16 protein-coding genes and 1 rRNA gene are annotated in these 18,708 nt (G+C 70.5%); 5 read left to right on the forward strand and 12 right to left on the reverse strand.

What is annotated here, in order from left to right:
* Positions 1-2: 2 nt before the first annotated feature.
* A complete protein-coding gene (locus DEJ33_RS08405; protein ID WP_111194720.1) occupies positions 3-818 on the reverse strand; it encodes a hypothetical protein in 816 nt (271 codons plus the stop codon).
* Positions 819-1,023: 205 nt separating this feature from the next.
* Here DEJ33_RS08405 and DEJ33_RS08410 point away from each other — a divergent pair, with 205 nt between their 5' ends.
* Positions 1,024-3,144: a nuclease-related domain-containing DEAD/DEAH box helicase gene (locus tag DEJ33_RS08410; protein WP_220034467.1), complete on the forward strand. Its 2,121-nt coding sequence runs from the start codon at positions 1,024-1,026 to the stop codon at positions 3,142-3,144.
* Between the two features lie 748 nt (positions 3,145-3,892).
* Here DEJ33_RS08410 and DEJ33_RS08420 read toward each other — a convergent pair.
* Positions 3,893-4,312: a hypothetical protein gene (locus tag DEJ33_RS08420; RefSeq protein WP_146242571.1), complete on the reverse strand. Its 420-nt coding sequence runs from the start codon at positions 4,310-4,312 to the stop codon at positions 3,893-3,895.
* Between the two features lie 138 nt (positions 4,313-4,450).
* On the opposite strand from DEJ33_RS08420, the gene DEJ33_RS08425 reads away from it, so the two are divergent.
* A complete protein-coding gene (locus tag DEJ33_RS08425; protein WP_111194723.1) occupies positions 4,451-7,120 on the forward strand; it encodes a DEAD/DEAH box helicase in 2,670 nt (889 codons plus the stop codon).
* A gap of 11 nt (positions 7,121-7,131) precedes the next feature.
* On the opposite strand, the gene DEJ33_RS08430 is transcribed toward DEJ33_RS08425, so the two are convergent.
* From DEJ33_RS08430 to DEJ33_RS17755, 4 genes are all read right to left on the reverse strand, one after another.
* On the reverse strand, positions 7,132-8,403 hold the full coding sequence (locus tag DEJ33_RS08430; protein WP_111194724.1) for an exonuclease domain-containing protein: 1,272 nt from the start codon (positions 8,401-8,403) through the stop codon (positions 7,132-7,134).
* Positions 8,404-8,496: 93 nt separating this feature from the next.
* Positions 8,497-9,159 carry an ABC transporter ATP-binding protein gene (locus DEJ33_RS08435; RefSeq protein WP_111194725.1) on the reverse strand — a complete coding sequence of 221 codons (663 nt, stop codon included), beginning with the start codon at positions 9,157-9,159 and terminating at the stop codon, positions 8,497-8,499.
* Entirely contained in the window at positions 9,156-11,075 is a 1,920-nt protein-coding gene (locus DEJ33_RS08440; protein ID WP_111194726.1) for a hypothetical protein, read from the reverse strand. Before DEJ33_RS08440 ends, DEJ33_RS08435 begins: the two co-directional genes overlap by 4 nt.
* Positions 11,072-11,497 carry a lactococcin 972 family bacteriocin gene (locus DEJ33_RS17755; protein ID WP_375342146.1) on the reverse strand — a complete coding sequence of 142 codons (426 nt, stop codon included), beginning with the start codon at positions 11,495-11,497 and terminating at the stop codon, positions 11,072-11,074. The genes DEJ33_RS08440 and DEJ33_RS17755 overlap by 4 nt, the downstream gene beginning before the upstream one ends.
* On the opposite strand from DEJ33_RS17755, the gene DEJ33_RS17760 reads away from it, so the two are divergent.
* A complete protein-coding gene (locus DEJ33_RS17760) occupies positions 11,434-11,754 on the forward strand; it encodes a response regulator transcription factor (protein WP_375342147.1) in 321 nt (106 codons plus the stop codon). The two genes, DEJ33_RS17755 and DEJ33_RS17760, sit on opposite strands and share 64 nt — an antisense overlap.
* Before the next feature lie 81 nt (positions 11,755-11,835).
* Here DEJ33_RS17760 and DEJ33_RS08455 read toward each other — a convergent pair whose 3' ends face one another.
* Positions 11,836-12,141, reverse strand: coding sequence for a hypothetical protein (locus DEJ33_RS08455; RefSeq protein WP_111194728.1), 306 nt, complete (start codon positions 12,139-12,141; stop codon positions 11,836-11,838).
* Positions 12,134-12,967, reverse strand: a complete 834-nt coding sequence (locus DEJ33_RS08460) for a hypothetical protein (RefSeq protein WP_111194729.1) — start codon at positions 12,965-12,967, stop codon at positions 12,134-12,136. Before DEJ33_RS08460 ends, DEJ33_RS08455 begins: the two co-directional genes overlap by 8 nt.
* A gap of 132 nt (positions 12,968-13,099) precedes the next feature.
* Between DEJ33_RS08460 and DEJ33_RS08465 the strand changes: the two genes are divergently transcribed.
* Positions 13,100-15,541, forward strand: a complete 2,442-nt coding sequence (locus DEJ33_RS08465) for an excinuclease ABC subunit UvrA (protein WP_111194730.1) — start codon at positions 13,100-13,102, stop codon at positions 15,539-15,541.
* A 58-nt stretch (positions 15,542-15,599) separates the two neighbouring features.
* On the opposite strand, the gene DEJ33_RS17455 is transcribed toward DEJ33_RS08465, so the two are convergent.
* Both DEJ33_RS17455 and DEJ33_RS17460 read right to left on the reverse strand, forming a co-directional pair.
* Positions 15,600-15,878: a helix-turn-helix transcriptional regulator gene (locus tag DEJ33_RS17455; protein ID WP_220034468.1), complete on the reverse strand. Its 279-nt coding sequence runs from the start codon at positions 15,876-15,878 to the stop codon at positions 15,600-15,602.
* An 18-nt stretch (positions 15,879-15,896) separates the two neighbouring features.
* Entirely contained in the window at positions 15,897-16,544 is a 648-nt protein-coding gene (locus DEJ33_RS17460; protein ID WP_220034469.1) for an AraC family transcriptional regulator, read from the reverse strand.
* A 109-nt stretch (positions 16,545-16,653) separates the two neighbouring features.
* Between DEJ33_RS17460 and DEJ33_RS08475 the strand changes: the two genes are divergently transcribed.
* The gene (locus DEJ33_RS08475; RefSeq protein ID WP_111194731.1) at positions 16,654-17,433 is read left to right on the forward strand and encodes an SDR family NAD(P)-dependent oxidoreductase; all 780 of its coding nucleotides are present in this window, start codon (positions 16,654-16,656) and stop codon (positions 17,431-17,433) included.
* A 120-nt stretch (positions 17,434-17,553) separates the two neighbouring features.
* On the opposite strand, the gene DEJ33_RS08480 is transcribed toward DEJ33_RS08475, so the two are convergent.
* Together DEJ33_RS08480 and rrf are read right to left on the reverse strand one after the other, a co-directional pair.
* The gene (locus DEJ33_RS08480; RefSeq protein ID WP_111194732.1) at positions 17,554-18,486 is read right to left on the reverse strand and encodes an NADP-dependent oxidoreductase; all 933 of its coding nucleotides are present in this window, start codon (positions 18,484-18,486) and stop codon (positions 17,554-17,556) included.
* A 123-nt stretch (positions 18,487-18,609) separates the two neighbouring features.
* Positions 18,610-18,708 (reverse strand): 5S ribosomal RNA (rrf, locus tag DEJ33_RS08485); the annotation flags it as partial.

Consider the following 18,708-nt stretch of genomic DNA (forward strand, 5'->3'; position numbering starts at 1 on the left):
GATCACGACTGCACCGGCTCCGACGACTCAGGAGCGGCCTTGTCCGATGCGGTGGCGCTGGCCGCGGACTGCGATGTCGGGTTGGCGGTCTCGAGGGTGGCCAGATGCTTCCGCAATCGCTTCGCCATCGGCAGGAACGTCGCCAACGTCAAACCGCCGGAAAACACGCCTCCAACGACGGGTATCGTCTTCGCGACCCCCTTTGCGAAGATGCTCTTGCTCATCTGAACACCGAGGTGCTTCGCGACCGTCTTGACGATCGGGTAGATCACGCCGTGGGTGAGGGCTTGCTTCGGCAGCTGCTTGACCATCTGCGTCGCAAGCTTCTCGGCGACCATGCCGACGCCCTTGTTCGCCGCCTGCACGCCGAACATCACGCCCACGAACAGCGTCAGGAGGTTCTGCGTGCCGTCGTCAGGCTCGTCGCCGTCCTTCCCGAATAAGTCCGGCCAGCTGTAGAGGTACGCCAATTTCTGCGCGATCCGAAGCATGTGTGCCAAGTACTGCGCGGAATCGATGGGGATGGTTCCGGCGAGGGCGAAGCCACCGGGGATACCTGCCACCGCAGAGATCGCTGTGACCCTGCTGGTTTCGTTCGTGATCGACGCGTCCGCGATCATGCGGAGGGTGGCCGCCGGGATCCCCGCCGCTGCCGGCGTCTCGGCAACCGCGGTCCGTATCTGCTCCTCCGTGCAGTACCGCGCGAGCGACCTCCGCAGGAACGCTGCCCTATCGATCCGAACACCCGGCAGCTTCGTTGCGACGACAAGCGCATTCCCGAAGCCCGAATTTGACGAGGTGCTCTCAGTAGTTCCCATGATGGGTTCAAACTAGTCGACTTCACAGACAGCGAAAAGCCGAGCGAGCCGCCGCGGCAACGTCTGAGCATCGTGAGCGACATCAGTGCGCCGATCCGCCACCCCACCCCAGAACGGGTGCTCGCGCCGAGCCTGAGCACTCCACCAGGATGGGGCAGCACCGCGCGCCCAGGGGAAGACGCGCGTTGCGCCGAGCAACATCCCCATGGGACCAACCATGACGATGGCCGGAGAATCCGCAGGGGTCGAGGCACACCGCCAACGCAGCCACGCACGCGAACTCCGCCGCCAAGCGGACGACGCTGAGCAACGAGCCGCACGGTTCGAGATCGCCCATCGCACCGAGAGCGAGACCGCACGCATCCTGGCCCCACTCGCCGGCATCGGGTACCACCTGCTCGCAGATCGACGCTGGCCGGGCAGCCGCACCGCCCAAGTCGACATGGTGGTCGTCGGCCGCGCCGGTGTCTTCATCGTCGACACGAAGGCCTGGCGCGAGGTCGCGGTCCACGGCGACCGGATCACCCGCGGCCAAGAGGACGTCACCGACGACATCGCCCGCCTCGCCGACCTCGCGTACAGCACCGAGGCAGCACTGGCGGACACGGGTCTGGCACCCGGCGAGGTCCACGCGGTCGCCGCCCTCGCCGGCCAGAAGCGGATGCACGCTCGCGTCGCCTCGGTCGACGTGATCGGTGCCATCGACCTCGTCGGACACATCACCAAGCGCGGAGCCCGACTGTCGGCGTCCCGCGTCGACGAGGTTCTCGCCGCGATGCTGCAACACTTCCCCGTGATCGGCGATGGCGAAGCACCACCGCCACAGGTCGTCGTCCCGGCACCGGTACTCCCCCGCGAACCCGACGTACTCGTGCCGACGATCGACACCACGGACGACGAGCTGACAGACCAGCTCCTCGACGGCGTGCTCGAAGCGCCGATCGAGGACTGGATGGCGTTCCTCGATCCGGCACAGGCCAAGCTCGTTCGCCGCAGCTTCAACGGCCCGGCACGCATCCGCGGCGCTGCCGGCACCGGCAAGACCGTCGTCGGCCTGCACCGAGCGGCCTACCTCGCGCGCGCGACAGGCGGCCGCGTGCTGTTCACGACGTACATCAGCACCCTGCCGAAGGTCCTCGAGTCGCTCCTTGAACGCCTCGCGCCCGACATGGTCGGTCGCGTTGACTTCATGGGCGTCCACGCGTTCGCCACGCGCCTGCTGAAGGAACGCGGGATCGCGTTCCGCGCTCCTGGACGGGAGGCCCGGCTCGCGTTCGACGACGCGTGGAACGCGATTCGCGCCTCCAGTCCATTGCGGTCGTCGCGATTCTCGCGCTCGTATTGGGAAGACGAGATCAGCCACGTCATCAAGGGTCGCGGCCTGACGCGGTTCGACGAGTACGCGGACCTGGCCCGCGTCGGGCGCAAGCACGCGCTCCCGCTGGAGACGCGGCAGGCCGTCTGGGACCTCTACGAGGCGTACGCGCGCGGGCTGCGCGACCGCCGGGCGCACGACTGGGAGGACATCGTCCTGCTCGCCCGCGACGCGGTGCGCGCGGTGCCGCTCGAGCGGTACGACGCGGTCATCGTGGACGAGGCACAGGACCTGTCCTGCGCGATGGTCGCGCTGGTGCACCAACTCGTGGGTGACCGGACCGACGGCCTGACGCTCATCGGTGACGGCCAGCAGACGATCTACCCCGGCGGGTACACGCTCGGCGAGGTCGGCATTAACCTTTCAGGCCGCGGCGTGGTGCTCGACGTCAACCACCGGAACACCGCTGAGATCCTCGAGTTCGCGAAGGAGATGGTGGCGGACGACCAGTTCGTGGACATCGAGGGTGTCGACGGGGTCGGTGACGCGGTGTCCGACGTCTCACGCTCCGGTGCGGCTCCGACGATGACGCGCTTCGCAAGTCGTGCGGACCACGATCGGGCGATGCTCGCCCGATTGACCGAGGTCCTGCGGCTGGTCGGGACCGGTCACGGTGACGTCGGCATCCTCACGGCGACGAAGCGGCAGGCGGACGACGTCATGGAGGTGCTCGGGCGAGCCGGCGTCCCGACCGTCTCGCTGCAGCAGTACGCGGGACGGAGCTCCGACGCGGTCCGCGTGGGGACCGTCAAACGTGCGAAGGGTTTGGAGTTCAAGCAGGTACTGCTCGCGCACGTCGACCGTGGGCTGCTCGATGCTGCCCGAGCCGACCCGTCGGAGACCGAACGGGAGCGGAGGGAGCGAGGGCGCCGGGAGCTCTACGTCGGGATGACCCGGGCGCGGGACGGCCTCTGGGCCGGCGTCCGGAGCGGAGCAACGCGCCGGCGCTGACGACTGAGCCGTAGTACGAAGCCCGTTCCCGGAGAATTCATCCCAGGCAGTGTGATCAGGACCCGCCGGGCAGCGCTCGCTTCGCTCGCTCCGCTGTCCCCGGGTCCTTGAACGCAACCACGAACGCCCGCTGATCCCGCCTCAGCAGCCGCAAGGCAGTCTCACCGCCGACCGAGTACAGGCGCCCCTTCGAGCTTCGGGCCTAGCCCTTGATACCCCAGCCTCCCTAGTCGCCGTAGGTGTCGATACGTACGATCGCGACATCTGTGATCTCCCGTCGAGGCAGCCGCGTGCTTTAGAACGGCGCCAACCCGACAGTGACGCGCTCGGTTGAGAAGTCGATGAACGCAGCCGCCCGCACAGCGACCACCATCGCCCAGACAAGCCCACCGAAGACCAGAACGAGGACGACGAGGGACGGGCCATCGAAGCCCCTCGCTGCGGCTCCGGCGACTCCGATCACCGCGACGGGGACCAGGATGAAGAGCGCCGCGAGCCTTGCTCCGCGATCCGCTGCGCTTCGGAAGGACCCGTCAGGCGCTGACATGGTTCACCTGCCGTTCGTTTCGTGAGCCCATGTGAAGAGCACTTGCGACGTTCTCGGATTCGTGGGGGCGGAGGAGCAACAGCAGGTCCGCCGTGTACGGGAGCAATCTACTGATGTCTGATACTTCGCACACGGCGTTCGCAGGCTTCATCGTCGAACAACGGAAGGCACGGCGCCACCCAACGCCGCGTCTCCCGTCCATCAGCACGTCAGCACGCACCGCCCCGGCGGCCCCCGGCCTCCAACCGCTCGTGCGCTCCCACCGCCCGCGCAGTCGGCAGCAGCTCCGCCAATCCGCGGCGTCAGCGTCGCACTCTCCACCGTGTGCCGCAGCTGCTCCAGCTTGTCGAACGACCGGTACTCCGAGAAAACCATCACTTGCACGAACTCGATCCCACGAACCTCGTTGCTTCGACACCCGCGCAGGTCGAAGAACACTCTCCCGTCGCGAACGGCGTCCACGACCTCGTCGCGCTGGACGGCAGCATCGGCGAGCGCATCGACCCCGTCCGGCACGAGCTCACGGACGGCGGAAGCGAAGGAAGCGCCCCGCGGCACCACGTGGTCCGACCCGAGGGACCGGACGAGGGCTTCGTCCGCCGGAGCAGCATCGGCGATCACGAGCTCGAGTCCTGCGCCGAGTTCGCGGGAGAACGCAGCTACCTCGCCCCTCGAACTGGTGCCGTGCCAGCGGACAGCCCTGTCCACCGTCACCCACCCCCATGCCACGATGGTCCAACGACCCAGGGAGGGGCACCAATGGTCGACCGAGCACTCCGTGACCGCCTACAGACACTGTCCGAGGTAGCCACAGCGGTCCGCCACCACCGCGCCTCCATCCAGGACGCAGCCGCATCAGCGAAGGACCAGCTCCTCACCCGCCGCCTCACGATCACCGGCCCAGCCCTGTCCTGCTCCGTCCTCCCCCTCCGCCCCACCGACACGACCCTTGCTGCAGCGATGCAGCACGCCGCCACACTCCCCCGCGCCGACCGCGCCGCCGAGGACGTCCTCACCGTCCTGACGAAGGACGTCCCACTGGCCCTCGCCGACGAGAACTCCGCGTCAGGCATCGCCAGCATCTTTGCCGGCCGAGAGCGCCGCGAAGCAGCAGCCCGCGCCGAGCAGTACCTGACGAACACCCTCGCGTGGCTCGACAACGGCGCCCTCACCGCGCTGAAGACGATCGACACCCGCCACGTCCCCCGCCCCGACGGCACACTCGACGCTCTCCTCGACACCGAGGGGCCGCTCCTCACCGCCACCGCCCACCTCGGCCCGGTCGCGCTGATCGACCTCGCCCCGATGGCGCACCTCCCCACCACGATCGCGACGCTCCGCGCCGTGGTGGAGACCGAACAGGAGGCCCGTGCGCGCGTCCTCGACGCCGGCCACCGTGTGCGGGACGTCGCGGCCCGGCGCGAACTCAGCGCGATGGACATCGACCGCCTCCGCGAGGTCACGCGCGACCAGCTCCGCCTCGGCGCCGTCCGCGACGCCGGCATCCAGACGGTCGGGGAGCTCCTCCGCGCACCGATCGCCCCCGGTCAGCTGCCCGGAATCGGCGAGACGACAGCCGCGCGCATCAACGCCGCCGCCCGGTCGATGCAGGACGCAGCCCGCGAGGACGCGGCCATCCAGATCGACGCTCGCCGACAGGACACCGCGAGCGTGGCGCTGGTCTCGGCCCTCCGGCAGTGGGAAGCCGCGAAGAACGGCGGCGGCCCGCGAGCGGCTGTCCTCGTCGACGAGCTCGCTCCCCTGGCCGACGCGGTCGCAGAGCAAGCGGTCCTGGGCATCGTGCACCAGCCGGGCGCACGGGCCTCCGGCTCGTTCAACCCGGCCGAGGGTGCCGTCGAGCGCATCGAGGCGGACGTCGACGACGCCCGTCAGCGCGCCGTCCGTGCAGCCGGTGACCGCGACCGGATCGCGACGACGGACGACTGGAGCGACTTCCTCGACCGCCCAGCCAGCTACTTCGCGCTCCTCGACGAGGTCGGGCTCACCGACTCGACGACGGCCGGCCGCGGGTCGCTCCCGGAGGGCCTGATCGAGCAGATCGAGCAGTTCCACCTGGACACGTCCCTCCTGTCCGCGTCGCTCCGTGGGTACCAGCGCTTCGGGGCCGCGTTCGCGCTCGTGCAGGAGCGCGTCGTCATCGGCGACGAGATGGGCCTCGGCAAGACCGTCGAGGCACTCGCGGCGATCGCGCACATCGCCGCGACCGCTCCGGACGGCATGCCCCGCTTCGTCGTCGTGTGCCCGGCCGCGGTGGTGGCGAACTGGCTGCGCGAGACCGAGAAGCACACGTCGGTGCCGGCGTTCCGCATCCACGGCACCGAGCGGGTGCGTGGGATCAGCGGCTGGCTGCGCGAGGCCGGCGTCGCCGTCACCACCTACGAGACGCTCGAGTGGTTCCGCACACAGGTGCCCGAGGAGCAGCGGTTCGCCGCGGTCATCGTCGACGAGGCGCACTACGTCAAGAACCCCGACGCGAAGCGTACGAAGCACACCCGTGCGCTCCTGGAACGCTCAGATCGCGCCCTGCTCATGTCGGGCACACCGCTCGAGAACCGGGTCGAGGAGTTCCGGGTCCTCATCGACCACATCCGTCCCGACCTCCGGGTCGACGAAGACGACGACCCGCTGACGTTCCGGAAGCAGATCGCGCCGGTGTACCTCCGCCGAAGCCAGGAGGACGTGCTCACCGAGCTCCCGGAGCTGGTCGAGGTCGAGGAGTGGACCGACCTCACCCCCGCCGAGTCCGCGCGCTACGCTGCGGCGCTCGACAGCGACAACTTCCACACCATGCGGCAGCTCGCGATCCTCGACGGCGACGCCTCGAGCAAGATCGCGTCGCTCCGCGACGTCATCGCCGAGGCCCGCTCCACCGGCCGCAAGACGATCGTCTTCTCCCACTACCGCGCCGTCCTGGAGGCTGTGCTCGCCTCCGTCGACGGAACCGTCTTCGGTCCGTTGAGCGGTTCCACGTCCCCCTCCGGGCGTCAGGACATGATCGACGAGTTCTCCGCGGCGGCTCCTGGCGCCGTGTTGGTCGCGCAGATCATCGCCGGCGGCGTGGGCCTGAACATCCAGGCCGCGTCGGTCGTGGTGATCTGCGAGCCGCAGCTCAAGCCGACGACGGAGTGGCAGGCGATCGCCCGTGCCCGACGGATGGGGCAGCTCGACGTCGTGCAGGTGCACCGGTTGCTGTCCGAGGACGGTGTCGACGCAGCCCTCGTCCGGATGCTCGCGCGGAAGTCCCGGACCTTCGCGGACTTCGCGGCCGTCAGCGAGACGGCGAGCGCGTCGGCGCAGGCGTTCGACATCTCCGAGTCGCAGCTGATCGCCCAGGTGCTCGCCGACGAGCGCGCGCGGCTGGCGGAGGAGCGAGCTGCCGGAGCCGCGACGCCGGAGCTGGCCGTCTGACGGACCCAGCCCTACCTGGCGGCGGCGAGCGCCGCCTCCAGGACGTCCTCTTCGATGATCGGGATGCCGTACTGCCGGGCCTTCCGCGCCTTGCCGGACAGGCTGTCGACGTCGGCCGCGATGAGCACGGCGGTCTTCTTCGTGACGTTCGGCGCTGACCGGATGCCGAGCCGTTCCAGGTCCGCCTCGATCTCGGTCCGGCTCCGTCGCATCTCCCCGGTCAGCGTGACGATGCTGCCCTCGCCCAGGTCGATCGCGGGCTCCTTCTCGACTGCTGCGGGCGCGGCTTGCTGCGCTGCGGAGAACGACCGCGCGCCCATCCGCGCGGGCTGGCGGCTGTGGACCGCGTGTTCCAGCTCGTCGTCCGTGACGCCGAGCAGCCGCGCGACCCGTTCGAGCTGGATGTGGTCCTGGATCGTGAGGACCCCACCCGCCCAGACGGCTTCGACCAGGTCGGCGAAGTAGCGGCGGTGCAGGTCAGCTCGGACTGGCTCGGGCAGTCCGAATTCACGCCCGAAGGCGGCGAGTTGCTCGGCGTCGCTCGCGGTCAGCAGGTCGTCCGACAGCGCACGGTCGAGGACAGCCGCGTAGAGCGTCGCCTCCGTACCGCCGTCGACGGCCGGCAGGCGGTCCGTCGCCACGTCCACGCGGGTGCGGTCGGCGGTGCCGGTCGAGCGCCGCCGTGCAGTCCAGGGCGAACCACCGGACTGGAGGCTCGGCCACCGCAACTCCGTGGCTCGCGTCCCCCAGGTGGTCCAGCGGGGATCCTGCCGGGAGGACCCGATGTACGCGCCGAGCAGGCTCGCGGTGGCGCGGGCGTCGGCGAGCGCCTCGTGGGCGTCGACGAGTTCGATGTCGTAGGCGCTGCAGCAGTCGGCGAGCTTCCGACCGGAGCCGGGCAGGAACTCCTGCGCGAGCCGCATCGTGCAGAGCGCGGTGCTCGCCTGCTTGAACGGCGACCGGTGGCCCAGGCGCTCGAACTCGGCGTGCAGGAACCGCGCTTCGAACGAGGCGTTGTGTGCGACGACGACCCGGCCGCGCAGCTTGTCGACCAGGTCACCGGCGATGTCCGCGAAGGTCGGGGCGCCGGTCATGTCCGCGCCGCGCAGGCGGCGGATGTGCACGGGGCCGAGGTCGCGCTGGGGGTTGATGACCGTCTCGAACGTCCGCTCGTCGTCGCCGTCGGGCGTGACGTGGACGATGCCGATCTCGATGATCCGGTGGCCGTACGAGGGCGCGAGGCCCGTCGTCTCGAGGTCGATCACCGCGTAGCCGTTGTGCATCCCCAGTCCCCTCCGTACGCCGACGGACTCTGCGCCGGCGCTCCATCATCCTCATCGTGATCGTGTCGGGCTGCGACCACCTGTTCGAGGGGCTCACGAGTTGACGATCGGCGCTCCGAGATCGACCTCTGCCTCGCACCACGATGCCAACTCCAGATCGTGCGTCGCCACGACGACCGCCCCACCGCGTTGCCGGATGAGCTCCAAGCCGTCCCGCACCATGGCTGCGCTGACGTCATCGAGCGACGCTGTCGGCTCGTCCGCCAACACCACCCGGGGCTGTTGGACCAGGACCCGTGCGACGGCGATGCGCTGCTGTTCGCCGCCGCTGAGGAGCCCGGCCCGAATCCGTTGCCGCCCGCCGAGTCCGACGACATCGAGTGCAGTGGCGACGCGGATGTCGAGCTCTTGTCTCGTCACCCCACGTGGGCGAACGACGCCGAGGTTCTGCCGCACCGACCACTCGGGGACGACAGCGTGGTCCTGCGTCACGAACCCGATGACGTCCCGGCGCAGACGTCGCTGTTCGTGCCTGGCTGCAGCGTGGATGTCGATGCCGAGGACGGACACGCTCCCTCGGGTCGGTCGTTCCAGCCCGCCGAGGCAGCGCAAGAGCGTCGTCTTGCCCTGCCCGGACACTCCGCGGACGGCGACCGCGGTGTGTGGTTCGGCGACGACACCGAGGTCGTTCCACAGCGTCCGGGTGGCGACGTCGTACCCGAGCCCGTCGCCGCGGAGCAGTGTCTCGTCCGTCATGGTTGATCCCTTCCTTCGCGTGCGGTGGCGATGAGCAGCACCGTGAGCAGCGCACCGGTGGCCAGCGCGACCACGACCGCTGTGATCGCTGCGGCCGGCAGCGAGGGCGTTCCGACCGGGTCGGACAGTGCCCGGGTCGCAGCCGCAGCACCAGCGACGACCAGGGCAGCGACGGCGACGAACCGCCAGTGGTGCACGATCGGGTGCCGGCCGGCCAGGAACCGCAGCCTGGCCGCTCGTCGTGTCCGGACCCGGTGGTCGACGGTGAGCGTGAAGCCAGCGAAGACGACGGCGATGCCGGTGGCGATCAGCGCTGCCTCCGCAATCCGTCGCTCTCCCCGCAAGACCGCGAGCTGCCCTTCGACCGTCGCTCCGACACGTCGGTACTGCAGGACGACGTCGTCGAGGCCGGCACGGCGCACGGCCCGCTCGAGCGCTGCTCGGTCGGTGAACCGGACTTCGCCGTTCGCCACCGCCGTTCCGAGACGGTTCGGAGCGATGTCCGTCGGGTCGGGAACCACCAGCACTGGTACCTCGGGCCACGTCGGGACGTCTGGTGCCACAGCCGACGTCCAGTCGAGTACGGATCGGGCGATCGACGCGGTCGACGGCACCACGACCGCTCGGACACGCAGTTGCTCCGGGGGCTCCATGCCCTCCACTTCCCAGCTCTCCGAGAGGTCTGCTTCGGTTGCCGCCTGCAGCGCGTCGATACGCGAGCCGAGTGTGCTCGGGACTAGCAGCACCGGGCGGCCATGCCCCGCGGCGATCTGATCCGCGTACTGATCCAGCGCGGCCGTCGCCTCACCGACCAGTGTGAGATGGTCGACGAACGACACTCGGGCCATGCTCGCCGTTCCGTCCCGGAGTGGTCCGAGCGCGATCCGGCCGAACGCGACGTCCTCGTCGTACTCGGTGAAGGTCGTCCCGAGGACCACGTCGTCGCCGTGTGCCGCCTCCCGGACGAGCGTCCGCTCCAAGGACTCGGACATCACCCGCCGCTGCGCCGTCCAGTCCAGGTCGAAGGTCCCGACGACCACCAGAGCGATGCCTGCCGCAGCGACGACGACCATCGGCCACCGGACGACGGCACCGGGCCCGAGCTTCCGACACGTCAGGACGGTGAGCATGGCGTGGACCCCGACGAGCAATGCGACCGTCGGCACGATCACGGCGATGATCTCGATCACCGTGAACCGCAGGACCGCCCCGGACGCACTCTGTCCCGCGAGGGTCGCGCCGATGCATCCGACGAAGACCACGGCGAACACGCCGACGAGCCTCGCGATCTCCAGGGCTTCGCGTGCTGCCACAGCTCGGTACGACCAACCCGAGGTGGTACGCAACTGTTGCCGGGCCGCGCGTCGGCGCGATTCCGCGACCAGCGCGATGAGGACCCCGAGTGCGACAGCGGACACTGCAGCGGACCATTCCGGCTGCGTGAGCGCCGAGGCGAGCGCCTCGAGGGCGTGCGGCGACACATCCGTGTACCGGTACCCAGCCCGTTCGAGCCGGTCGAGGAACTCCGTGACGGCAGGCGCAGGTCCGCCGACCGCGTACATCGCGATCAGACGGAGTTCGCCACCGTCGCCGATCGGTGCGGTGGACACGCTGCCGCGGAACACCGGTTCGCTCGTCGTCCCGTTGAAGGAATAGGCGTTCCAGGTGTCAGGGCGTCCATCGCGGTCCGGAACGAGCACTGCCAGCGCAACACCAGTCTCGTGAGCCAAGCGCTTCAGCGTCGCCGTCTGCTTCGCCTTCGTCTGGGTGGCCGGCATGTCAGTCATCTCGATGCTGGTCTGCGCGCTGAGGAGTCCGAGTGCTTCGACGTCGCCGACCACACCGACCACGAACACCACCGCACCGAGGACCGCGGCCGCCACCGCGAGCACGGTGGCAGCCGCGAAGTTCCTCATCCGCGGGTCGCCCAGAATGCCTGGTTCCCCGAGAGCGCCTTCTTCCGGTGCGCATAGGCGACCCTCGTCGGTGGCATCCAGTCGGAGCGGGTCGTGACACCGGACGACTTCACCGAAGCGCGGTGCGTCGAGCGATCGTGCACGTACACCGAGTGCACCTCGCCACTCCACACCCCGTACGACCACGTCCCACCGCCGACGTACGCCGTACCGTTTCGTGTTCCAGGCGCTCCTGGCGCTCCGTCTCCCTCGTCAGCCGAGGCTCCCCCTTCGCGGATCCCTCCGACGGCGCTGACCGAACCGACCGGCTCAGCCGCCGCGGCCGAGCAGGTCCCCCATCCGACCGTCAGCAGAGCCGTTGCGGCGATGGTCGCGATCATGTTCTTCCTCTGCACGCAGATCTCCTTTTCGTCCACGGCCATGTCGGCCGCGTGGAACGGTACCGAGTGGGCGCCGGTATCGGAAGTTCCACATATCCCGTATTCACAGAACGTCATCCGCCGATCGGAGGACCCCGACCCGTCAGGCTCAGCGCAACAGCAACCCGGCGATCGGCCGCGTTCTGTTCCTCAGCGAGGCGACCGTGAAGACGCACCTCGGCCACGTGTTCGAGAAGCTCGGCGTCAACGATCGCACCCGCGCCGTGACCCGCGCGATGGAGCTGAGCCTCTTGCCCTGATCCACCGGCGGGAGACCCAGCGGCGGAAGGACCCGGCGGCCGGGCGGCCTCAGCGGACCGTGCAGGAGCGGCCGACCGAGGTCAGTCCCACGTCGCCAGCCCCACGATCATGGAGATCGGCAGCGACACCGCGAGCACGATCCCGACGACGATCGCCAGCGTCCTCGCTGTCCGGACGCCCTGCTGCCCGACCCACACGAGCAGCAGGATCGCCGTGAGGTAGACCGGCACGACCAGCAGCAGCGGCACGAACCCGAGCCCGGTCCACTCCACGAGCGCGCCAGCGAGCAGTTCGTACCCGGTGCACGCTGCCGACACCGCGAGCGCGACCCGCACCTGGGTCGATGCTCGGTGGTTCGGGACAGCGGTCACGTCCTGCTCACTCATCGTCGTACCCATTGCCGGGCCCTCCCGCCAGGCAGGTCGTCTCGACCATCACGTCGCCCGAAGCCCTGGTCACGCTCACGTTCGCCTCCGCGAGCCAGTCGGCTCCGAGTGCGCGGACGTCCCACCCGTACGGGTCGGCGTCGTGGAGCCCGGCATCGCGGAACACCTGGCGTACCGGAGCCAACTGCCGCTCGATCTCGTGCCCCGGCAGCTGATCGGCTTCCCGCTCCGCGTCGGTCTGCGGCTCACCATCCGGGTCGGAGGGCACCGACCATCGCCACATGTACTGCGTGCCCTCCTGCAGGTTCGACAGCGGGCACTCGAGGGTGACCTCGACGACGTCCCGGGAACGCACGTCTTCGCCCAGCGCGCGCACGGCGCGCTCCCCGACGCCTGCGAGGTCCTGCTCCGCCTCCGACTGCGTCATGCTCGTCTCGAGCTCGGTGAGTGGCTGCGCATGGCGCTCGACATCCGCAGCCCAGCTCCTCGCCACCCCCGTCGTCGGGTACCCGAGCGTCCCGGCCGCGAGGACCGCGAACACGGCGCACGCCACCGGCCCGACCAGCGTGACCGATCGGTCCCGCCGTCGCTGCACCAGCAGCACGACGACCCCGGTCAGCGGCACACCGGCGCACACCACCGTCACCACGACGTCGCCCAGAGTCTGCGCCGAGAGCGACCGGTTCGAGCTGTCGACGCCGTTGTACCCGGCGAGCGCGACGAGCAGCCACGCGATCCACCCGGCGGGCAGCAGCAGACCGCTCAGGACGATCCACCCGATGCCGTTCCGCCGCTTCGGCGGCGACCACGCGCTGTCGTCGACCATTGATTCCCCGTTCCCCACATCCACCGTACCGACTGCCCGGGAGGCGCGTGACCGGCCCGCCACGCGCCTCCCGTCCAGCACGGACACACCGGCCCATGACCGACCCGCCCGGACCCGCCTACGCTCGAAGTGATGCCCGCACCACGCACGACCCGCGACTCGACCACAGCCCTCGACACCACCACCACGAGCGACGGGTTCATCCGCGTCCGCGGCGCCCGCGAGAACAACCTCCGCGACGTCGACGTCGACATCCCCCGCGACCGCATCGTCGCGTTCACGGGGATCTCCGGCTCCGGTAAGTCGAGCCTCGCGTTCGGCACCGTCTTCGCCGAGGCACAGCGCCGTTTCCTCGAATCAGTGGCCCCGTACGCTCGCCGCCTCATCGCGCAGGGTTCGACCCCGCATGTGGAGTCGATCACGGGCCTCCCGCCGGCCGTGGCGCTGCAGCAGCGCCGCGGTGCCCCGAGCTCCCGGTCGACGGTGGGGACGCTGACGACGCTGAGCAACTCGACCCGCATGCTCTACTCCCGTGCCGGCACGTACCCCGAGGGCGCCGAGCAGCTGTACTCGGACTCGTTCTCCCCGAACACCGTCGCCGGCGCCTGCCCGCGCTGCCACGGGTTGGGCGTCGCGCACGAGGTGACCGAGGCCTCCGCCGTCCGCGACCCGTCGCTGAGCATCCGCGACGGTGCGATCACGGCGTGGCCCGGTGCTTGGCAGGGCAAGAACCTGCGCGACGTGACGGCCGGCCTGGGCTACGACATCGAGCGGCCGTGGCGGGAGCTGCCGCAGGCGGACCGGGACTGGCTGCTGTTCACCGAGGAGCAGCCCGTCGTCGAGGTGCACCCGAAGCGTGACCGGGTCGCGAAGCCGTACAAGGGGAAGTTCTGGAGCGCGCGGCAGTTCGTCATGCACACGCTCGCGGACTCGCAGAGCGAGTCGCAGCGGAACAAGGTCCTGCAGTTCGTCGAGTCGGGTCCGTGCACGCTGTGCGGTGGTTCGGGGCTGACGCGGGCGGCTCTCGCGGTGACCTTCGGCGGGATGACGATCGCTGACCTCAACGCCCTGCCGCTGTCCGACGTCGCCGAGGTCCTCCGCCCCACGGCCGAGCTGACCGACGCTGCCGCCGCCACCTCACGCACCACCTCGGGCGAGCGCACCGAGGTCGCCGTGGCCATCGCCCGTGACCTGCTCGGCCGCGTCGAGGTGCTCACCGGTCTCGGCCTCGGCTACCTGAGCCTGGACCGTGCCACGCCGACGCTCTCCCCCGGCGAGATGCAGCGCCTCCGCATCGCGACACAGCTGCGGAGCGGCCTGTTCGGGGTCGTCTACGTCCTCGACGAGCCGAGTGCGGGCCTCCACCCCGCCGACGCCGAGCCCCTGATCCAGGTCCTGGAGGACCTCCGAGCCAGCGGCAACAGCGTCTTCGTCGTCGAGCACGACATGCGCATCGTCCGCCAGGCGGACTGGATCGTCGACGTCGGCCCGGGTGCGGGCACGGCCGGCGGCACCGTCCTGTACAGCGGCCCGGTCGACGGCCTGGCTGACGTCGAGGCGTCCGTCACCCGCCGGTTCCTGCAGCCGCGGGGCTCCGACCGGGAGGCCCGCCCCACCCGCACGCCGATCGGCACCCTGGCACTGCGCGACGTCACGCGCCACAACCTCCGCGGGTTGGACGTCGACCTGCCGCTCGGGGTCTTCACCGCCGTCACCGGCGTCTCCGGCTCCGGCAAGTCCTCACTGGTCGGCGGCGTGCTGCCTGCTCTGGCGGTCGACCACCCGACGGTCAGCCGCGTGGTGGAGGTCGACCAGAAGCCGATCGGCCGGACGCCCCGGTCGAACCTCGCCACGTACACCGGGCTCTTCGACGCGGTCCGGACGGCGTTCGCGGCGACCGACGATGCGAAAGCTCGCGGCTGGACCGCCGGACGGTTCTCCTTCAACGTCGCGGGCGGTCGGTGCGAGGTCTGCCAGGGCGAGGGCTCGGTCTCCGTGGAACTGCTGTTCCTGCCGGGGAGCTGGGCACCGTGCCCGGAGTGCCACGGCTCCCGGTACAACGACGAGACACTCGAGGTCCGCTGGAACGGATCGACCATCGCCGACGTCCTCGGCATGACCGTCGACGAGGCCACCCCGTTCCTCGCTGCGATCCCCGCCGCCGCCCGCGCCCTCGACGCCCTGGGCCAGGTCGGGCTCGGCTACCTGCGACTCGGGCAGCCCGCACCGGAACTGTCCGGCGGCGAGGCCCAGCGCATCAAGCTCGCCACCGAACTGCAGCGCGCTCGCTCCGGCCACACGCTCTACGTCCTCGACGAACCGACCACGGGCCTGCACCCGGCCGACGTCGAGCGCCTGACGGAACAGCTGTCCCAGCTGACGGATGCCGGCAACACGGTCGTCGTCGTGGAGCACTCGATGTCGGTCGTCGCCGCAGCCGACCACGTCATCGACATGGGACCGTCCGGAGGCGACGCCGGTGGCCAGGTCGTCGCAGCCGGCACGCCCTCCGAGGTCGCGGCCTCCCCGGACAGCCGCACGGCCCCGTACCTCCGCGCCGAACTCGGTCTCTGACCGGACGGGAGGCGCGGTGCGGTCCCGTCCCGCGCCTCCCGTCTGGCGGTGGCATCGCTCACCCCACCGCGGCGAACGCCTCCCGCACGCCCGCGGCGTCCTCGGCCGGCGGCCGGCCGTACGCCTCCCGGTAGTCCCGTGAGAAGTGCGACGCGCTGCGGTACCCGACGGCCGTCGCCGCACGGGCCGCGGTCTCGCCGAGGACGACCATCCGCCGCCGTGCTTCCCCGAGCCGCGCACGCTTGAGGTACTGCGCCGGCGACATCCCCGTCGTCTGCTTGAACCGGGTGAACAGCGTCGAGGCACTGGTGAGCAGGGTGCCCGCGAGCCGGTCCATCGACCACGCTTCGTCGAGTCAGTCGATGAGCAGCGCGGCGGCTCGTGCGACGACGGACTCGTTGTCGAGCGCCGCCAGGATCCTCGGTGCCTGCTCGGTCTGCAGCAGGCGGAGCACGACCTCCCGCGAGACCAGCGGGAACAGGACGGGCACGTCCTCCGGGGTGTCGAGGAGCCCGACCAGCCGGGCGAAGGCATCCGCGAGGGCCGGCGTCCACGTCCCTAGCCGCGGGGGTTCGACGAGCGGGACGGTCGAGCGCGACATCGAGGCGACGACCTCCCCGACGACGACCGGGTCGAGCCGCCAGACGACGGACACGAAGCCTCGGTCCTCCACGTCGGTGACCCCGGCGACGACGGGCAGGTCGACGGGCGTGATGAGGAAGTGTTCGCGTCCCCACTGCTGGTCGTCGTCCCCGACGATCGAGCGTTTGCGACCGACGAGCACCACCGACAGGGACGGCACGTAGCGCTGGTAGCCGAGGTCGGTCGGCCCGTCGACCTGCGAGACGCGCATCTGCAGCGCGGCGGCCCTGCCGGACGCGCCGCTGACGGGGAGCAGGCCACCGTCCGGCCACGCACCCCGCGGGACTGTGGCGACACGATCGGCGTGCACGAGTGCGGTCCGGGCAGCACGGTCGAGCGCTGCGCCCACCTCGGTGTCCATCCCGCCACCGTACCGCCGGCCGTCGACCACCAGGACCGTCACCGGATCCGGCAAGCACTGTACCGATCCGGGCAAGGTCCCGAGTCCCGCCGACGGCGAGCATCGACTCATGACCATCAACGACACCACCACCAAGAGCCTCACCGGCCGCACCGCCCTCGTCACCGGCGCCTCGAGCGGCATCGGCGAGGCCATTGCACACGAACTCGCCGCCGCTGGCGCCATCGTCGTCGTCACCGGTCGCGACGCCACCCGCACCGATCGCGTCGTCGCCGACATCCGGGCAGCCGGCGGCACCGCCCAAGCCCTGGTGGCCGACCTGACCGGCACCCCGGAGCAGGTGCGCGCCCTGGCGGAACAGGCCACGAGCCTCCTGGGCGGCCGCGTCGACATCCTCGTCAACAACGCCGGCGTGTACCCGGTCGGACCGACCGCGACCCTCAGCGACGCCGACATGGAGGCGCTCTGGACCACGAACGTCCGCGCCCCGCACGTGCTCGTCGGGCGCCTCGCCCCGGCGATGGCAGAGCGCGGCACCGGAGCGGTCGTCAACGTCGGCTCGTGGATGGCCCGGGTGGGCGTGCCGTTCGCCGCGCTGTACCCGGCGACGAAGGCCGCGGTCGAGCAGCTCACCCGTGCCTGGGCGGCCGAGTTCGGGCAGGCCGGTGTCCGGGTGAACACCGTGTCGCCGGGAGCGACGTCGACGCCGGGCAATGCAGACTCCGCGGAGGTCCTCGCCGCCATGACCGCCGGCACTCCGGCCGGCTCACCGGTCCGCCCGGTCGACATTGCACGCGCCGTGCGGTGGCTGGTCTCGGACGAAGCAGCCTTCGTGCACGGTGCGACCCTCGACGTCGACGGCGGCCTCGCGGCGACGCGGCTGGGCTAGGCACGCTCACAGGGCACGCCGATGACGGACGGGAGGCCCGGGACCAGTCGGTCCCGGGCCTCCCGTCCGTCACGCGGTGACTTCCGTCAGATGGTGGCATCCATCACGTGCTGACGTCCTTCACCAGGTCAGGACGAACCGGCCTCGAGTCCCGCCGGCTTCGAGGCGTCGGTGCGCCTCGGCGGCACGCGAGGCGGGCAGCACCTCGGCGACGCGGGGGACGATCGTGCCGCCCTCGACGGCGTGCCGGAGCCGCTCGAGCTTCTCGAACGACCGGTACTCGCGGAAGACCATGACCTGCTCGAAGCGGATGCCGTCCGTGCCGTTGCCCTGCCAGCCGCGGACGTCGAGGAAGACGCCACCGTGGCGGAGGGCCGGGACGACGACGTCCCGCTGGACAGCACAGTCCGCGAGGGCGTCGGCACCCTCGGCGACGATCGCCCGGGCCGCATCGGCGAACCCGTCGCCCCGAGGAACGACATGGTCCGCGCCGAGCGAGTGCACGAGCGCCTCGTCCTGCTCGGACGTGTCCGCGATGACGGTCATCCCGGCGGCCTTGGCGAGCTGCACGACGTAGTTGCCGAGGAGGCCCGCGGAACCGGTGACGGCGAGGGTCTGGCCGCGCTCGAGGCCGGCGAGCTCGAGGATCTGGATGGCGGTGAGGCCGTTCATCGGGACGGTGGACGCGAGTTCGATCGAGGTGCTGCGCGGGATGCGGGTGAACGACCCGACCGGTGCGACCAGGTGCTCGACGTAGGCGCCGCCGTGGCCGGTGAGGGGTAGGGCGATGGCCATGACCTCGTCGCCGACTGCCCACCCCTCGACGTCGGGACCGACCTCGTCGATGACACCCGCGGCGTCCATCCCGGGGACGTAGGGCGGAGCGGCTGCGCTCGAGTCCCGCTCCCCTGCGCGCACCCCGGTGTCAGTGGGGTTCACCGCGAACGCTCGGACGGCGATCCGCACGGAACCGCTGCCGGCGTGGACGTCCTGGACCTCGTGGACGGCGAGGGCCTCGGGCCCTCCGAACTGTGTGACTCCGACGACCTGCATGCATCCGGTCTACCGACTGCGGCGAACGCGGTGTCCAGGCAGCGAGCAACAGGCCCACAAATGCAGAAAACCCCTGACATTGGGAGCGGATGCTCCCCGTGTCAGGGGTTTTCATGAAAAGAAGTCCGGCGGCGTCCTACTCTCCCACAAGGTCCCCCTTGCAGTACCATCGGCGCTGAGAGGCTTAGCTTCCGGGTTCGGAATGTGACCGGGCGTTTCCCT

Origin of the sequence: Curtobacterium sp. MCPF17_047 (genome assembly GCF_003234045.1) — a bacterium.
Lineage (GTDB): Bacteria > Actinomycetota > Actinomycetes > Actinomycetales > Microbacteriaceae > Curtobacterium.

Coding starts and splice junctions, on each gene's coding strand:
- DEJ33_RS08425 (WP_111194723.1), top strand. CDS start 4,451: ATGGTCGACCGAGCACTCCGTGACCGCCTACAGACACTGTCCGAGGTA.
- DEJ33_RS08440 (WP_111194726.1), bottom strand. CDS start 11,075: ATGAGGAACTTCGCGGCTGCCACCGTGCTCGCGGTGGCGGCCGCGGTC.
- DEJ33_RS17455 (WP_220034468.1), bottom strand. CDS start 15,878: ATGGACCGGCTCGCGGGCACCCTGCTCACCAGTGCCTCGACGCTGTTC.
- DEJ33_RS08430 (WP_111194724.1), bottom strand. CDS start 8,403: ATGCACAACGGCTACGCGGTGATCGACCTCGAGACGACGGGCCTCGCG.
- DEJ33_RS08410 (WP_220034467.1), top strand. CDS start 1,024: ATGGGACCAACCATGACGATGGCCGGAGAATCCGCAGGGGTCGAGGCA.
- DEJ33_RS08460 (WP_111194729.1), bottom strand. CDS start 12,967: ATGGTCGACGACAGCGCGTGGTCGCCGCCGAAGCGGCGGAACGGCATC.
- DEJ33_RS08465 (WP_111194730.1), top strand. CDS start 13,100: ATGCCCGCACCACGCACGACCCGCGACTCGACCACAGCCCTCGACACC.
- DEJ33_RS17460 (WP_220034469.1), bottom strand. CDS start 16,544: ATGGACACCGAGGTGGGCGCAGCGCTCGACCGTGCTGCCCGGACCGCA.
- DEJ33_RS08475 (WP_111194731.1), top strand. CDS start 16,654: ATGACCATCAACGACACCACCACCAAGAGCCTCACCGGCCGCACCGCC.
- DEJ33_RS17755 (WP_375342146.1), bottom strand. CDS start 11,497: ATGGCCGTGGACGAAAAGGAGATCTGCGTGCAGAGGAAGAACATGATC.
- DEJ33_RS08435 (WP_111194725.1), bottom strand. CDS start 9,159: ATGACGGACGAGACACTGCTCCGCGGCGACGGGCTCGGGTACGACGTC.
- DEJ33_RS08480 (WP_111194732.1), bottom strand. CDS start 18,486: ATGCAGGTCGTCGGAGTCACACAGTTCGGAGGGCCCGAGGCCCTCGCC.
- DEJ33_RS08455 (WP_111194728.1), bottom strand. CDS start 12,141: ATGAGTGAGCAGGACGTGACCGCTGTCCCGAACCACCGAGCATCGACC.
- DEJ33_RS08405 (WP_111194720.1), bottom strand. CDS start 818: ATGGGAACTACTGAGAGCACCTCGTCAAATTCGGGCTTCGGGAATGCG.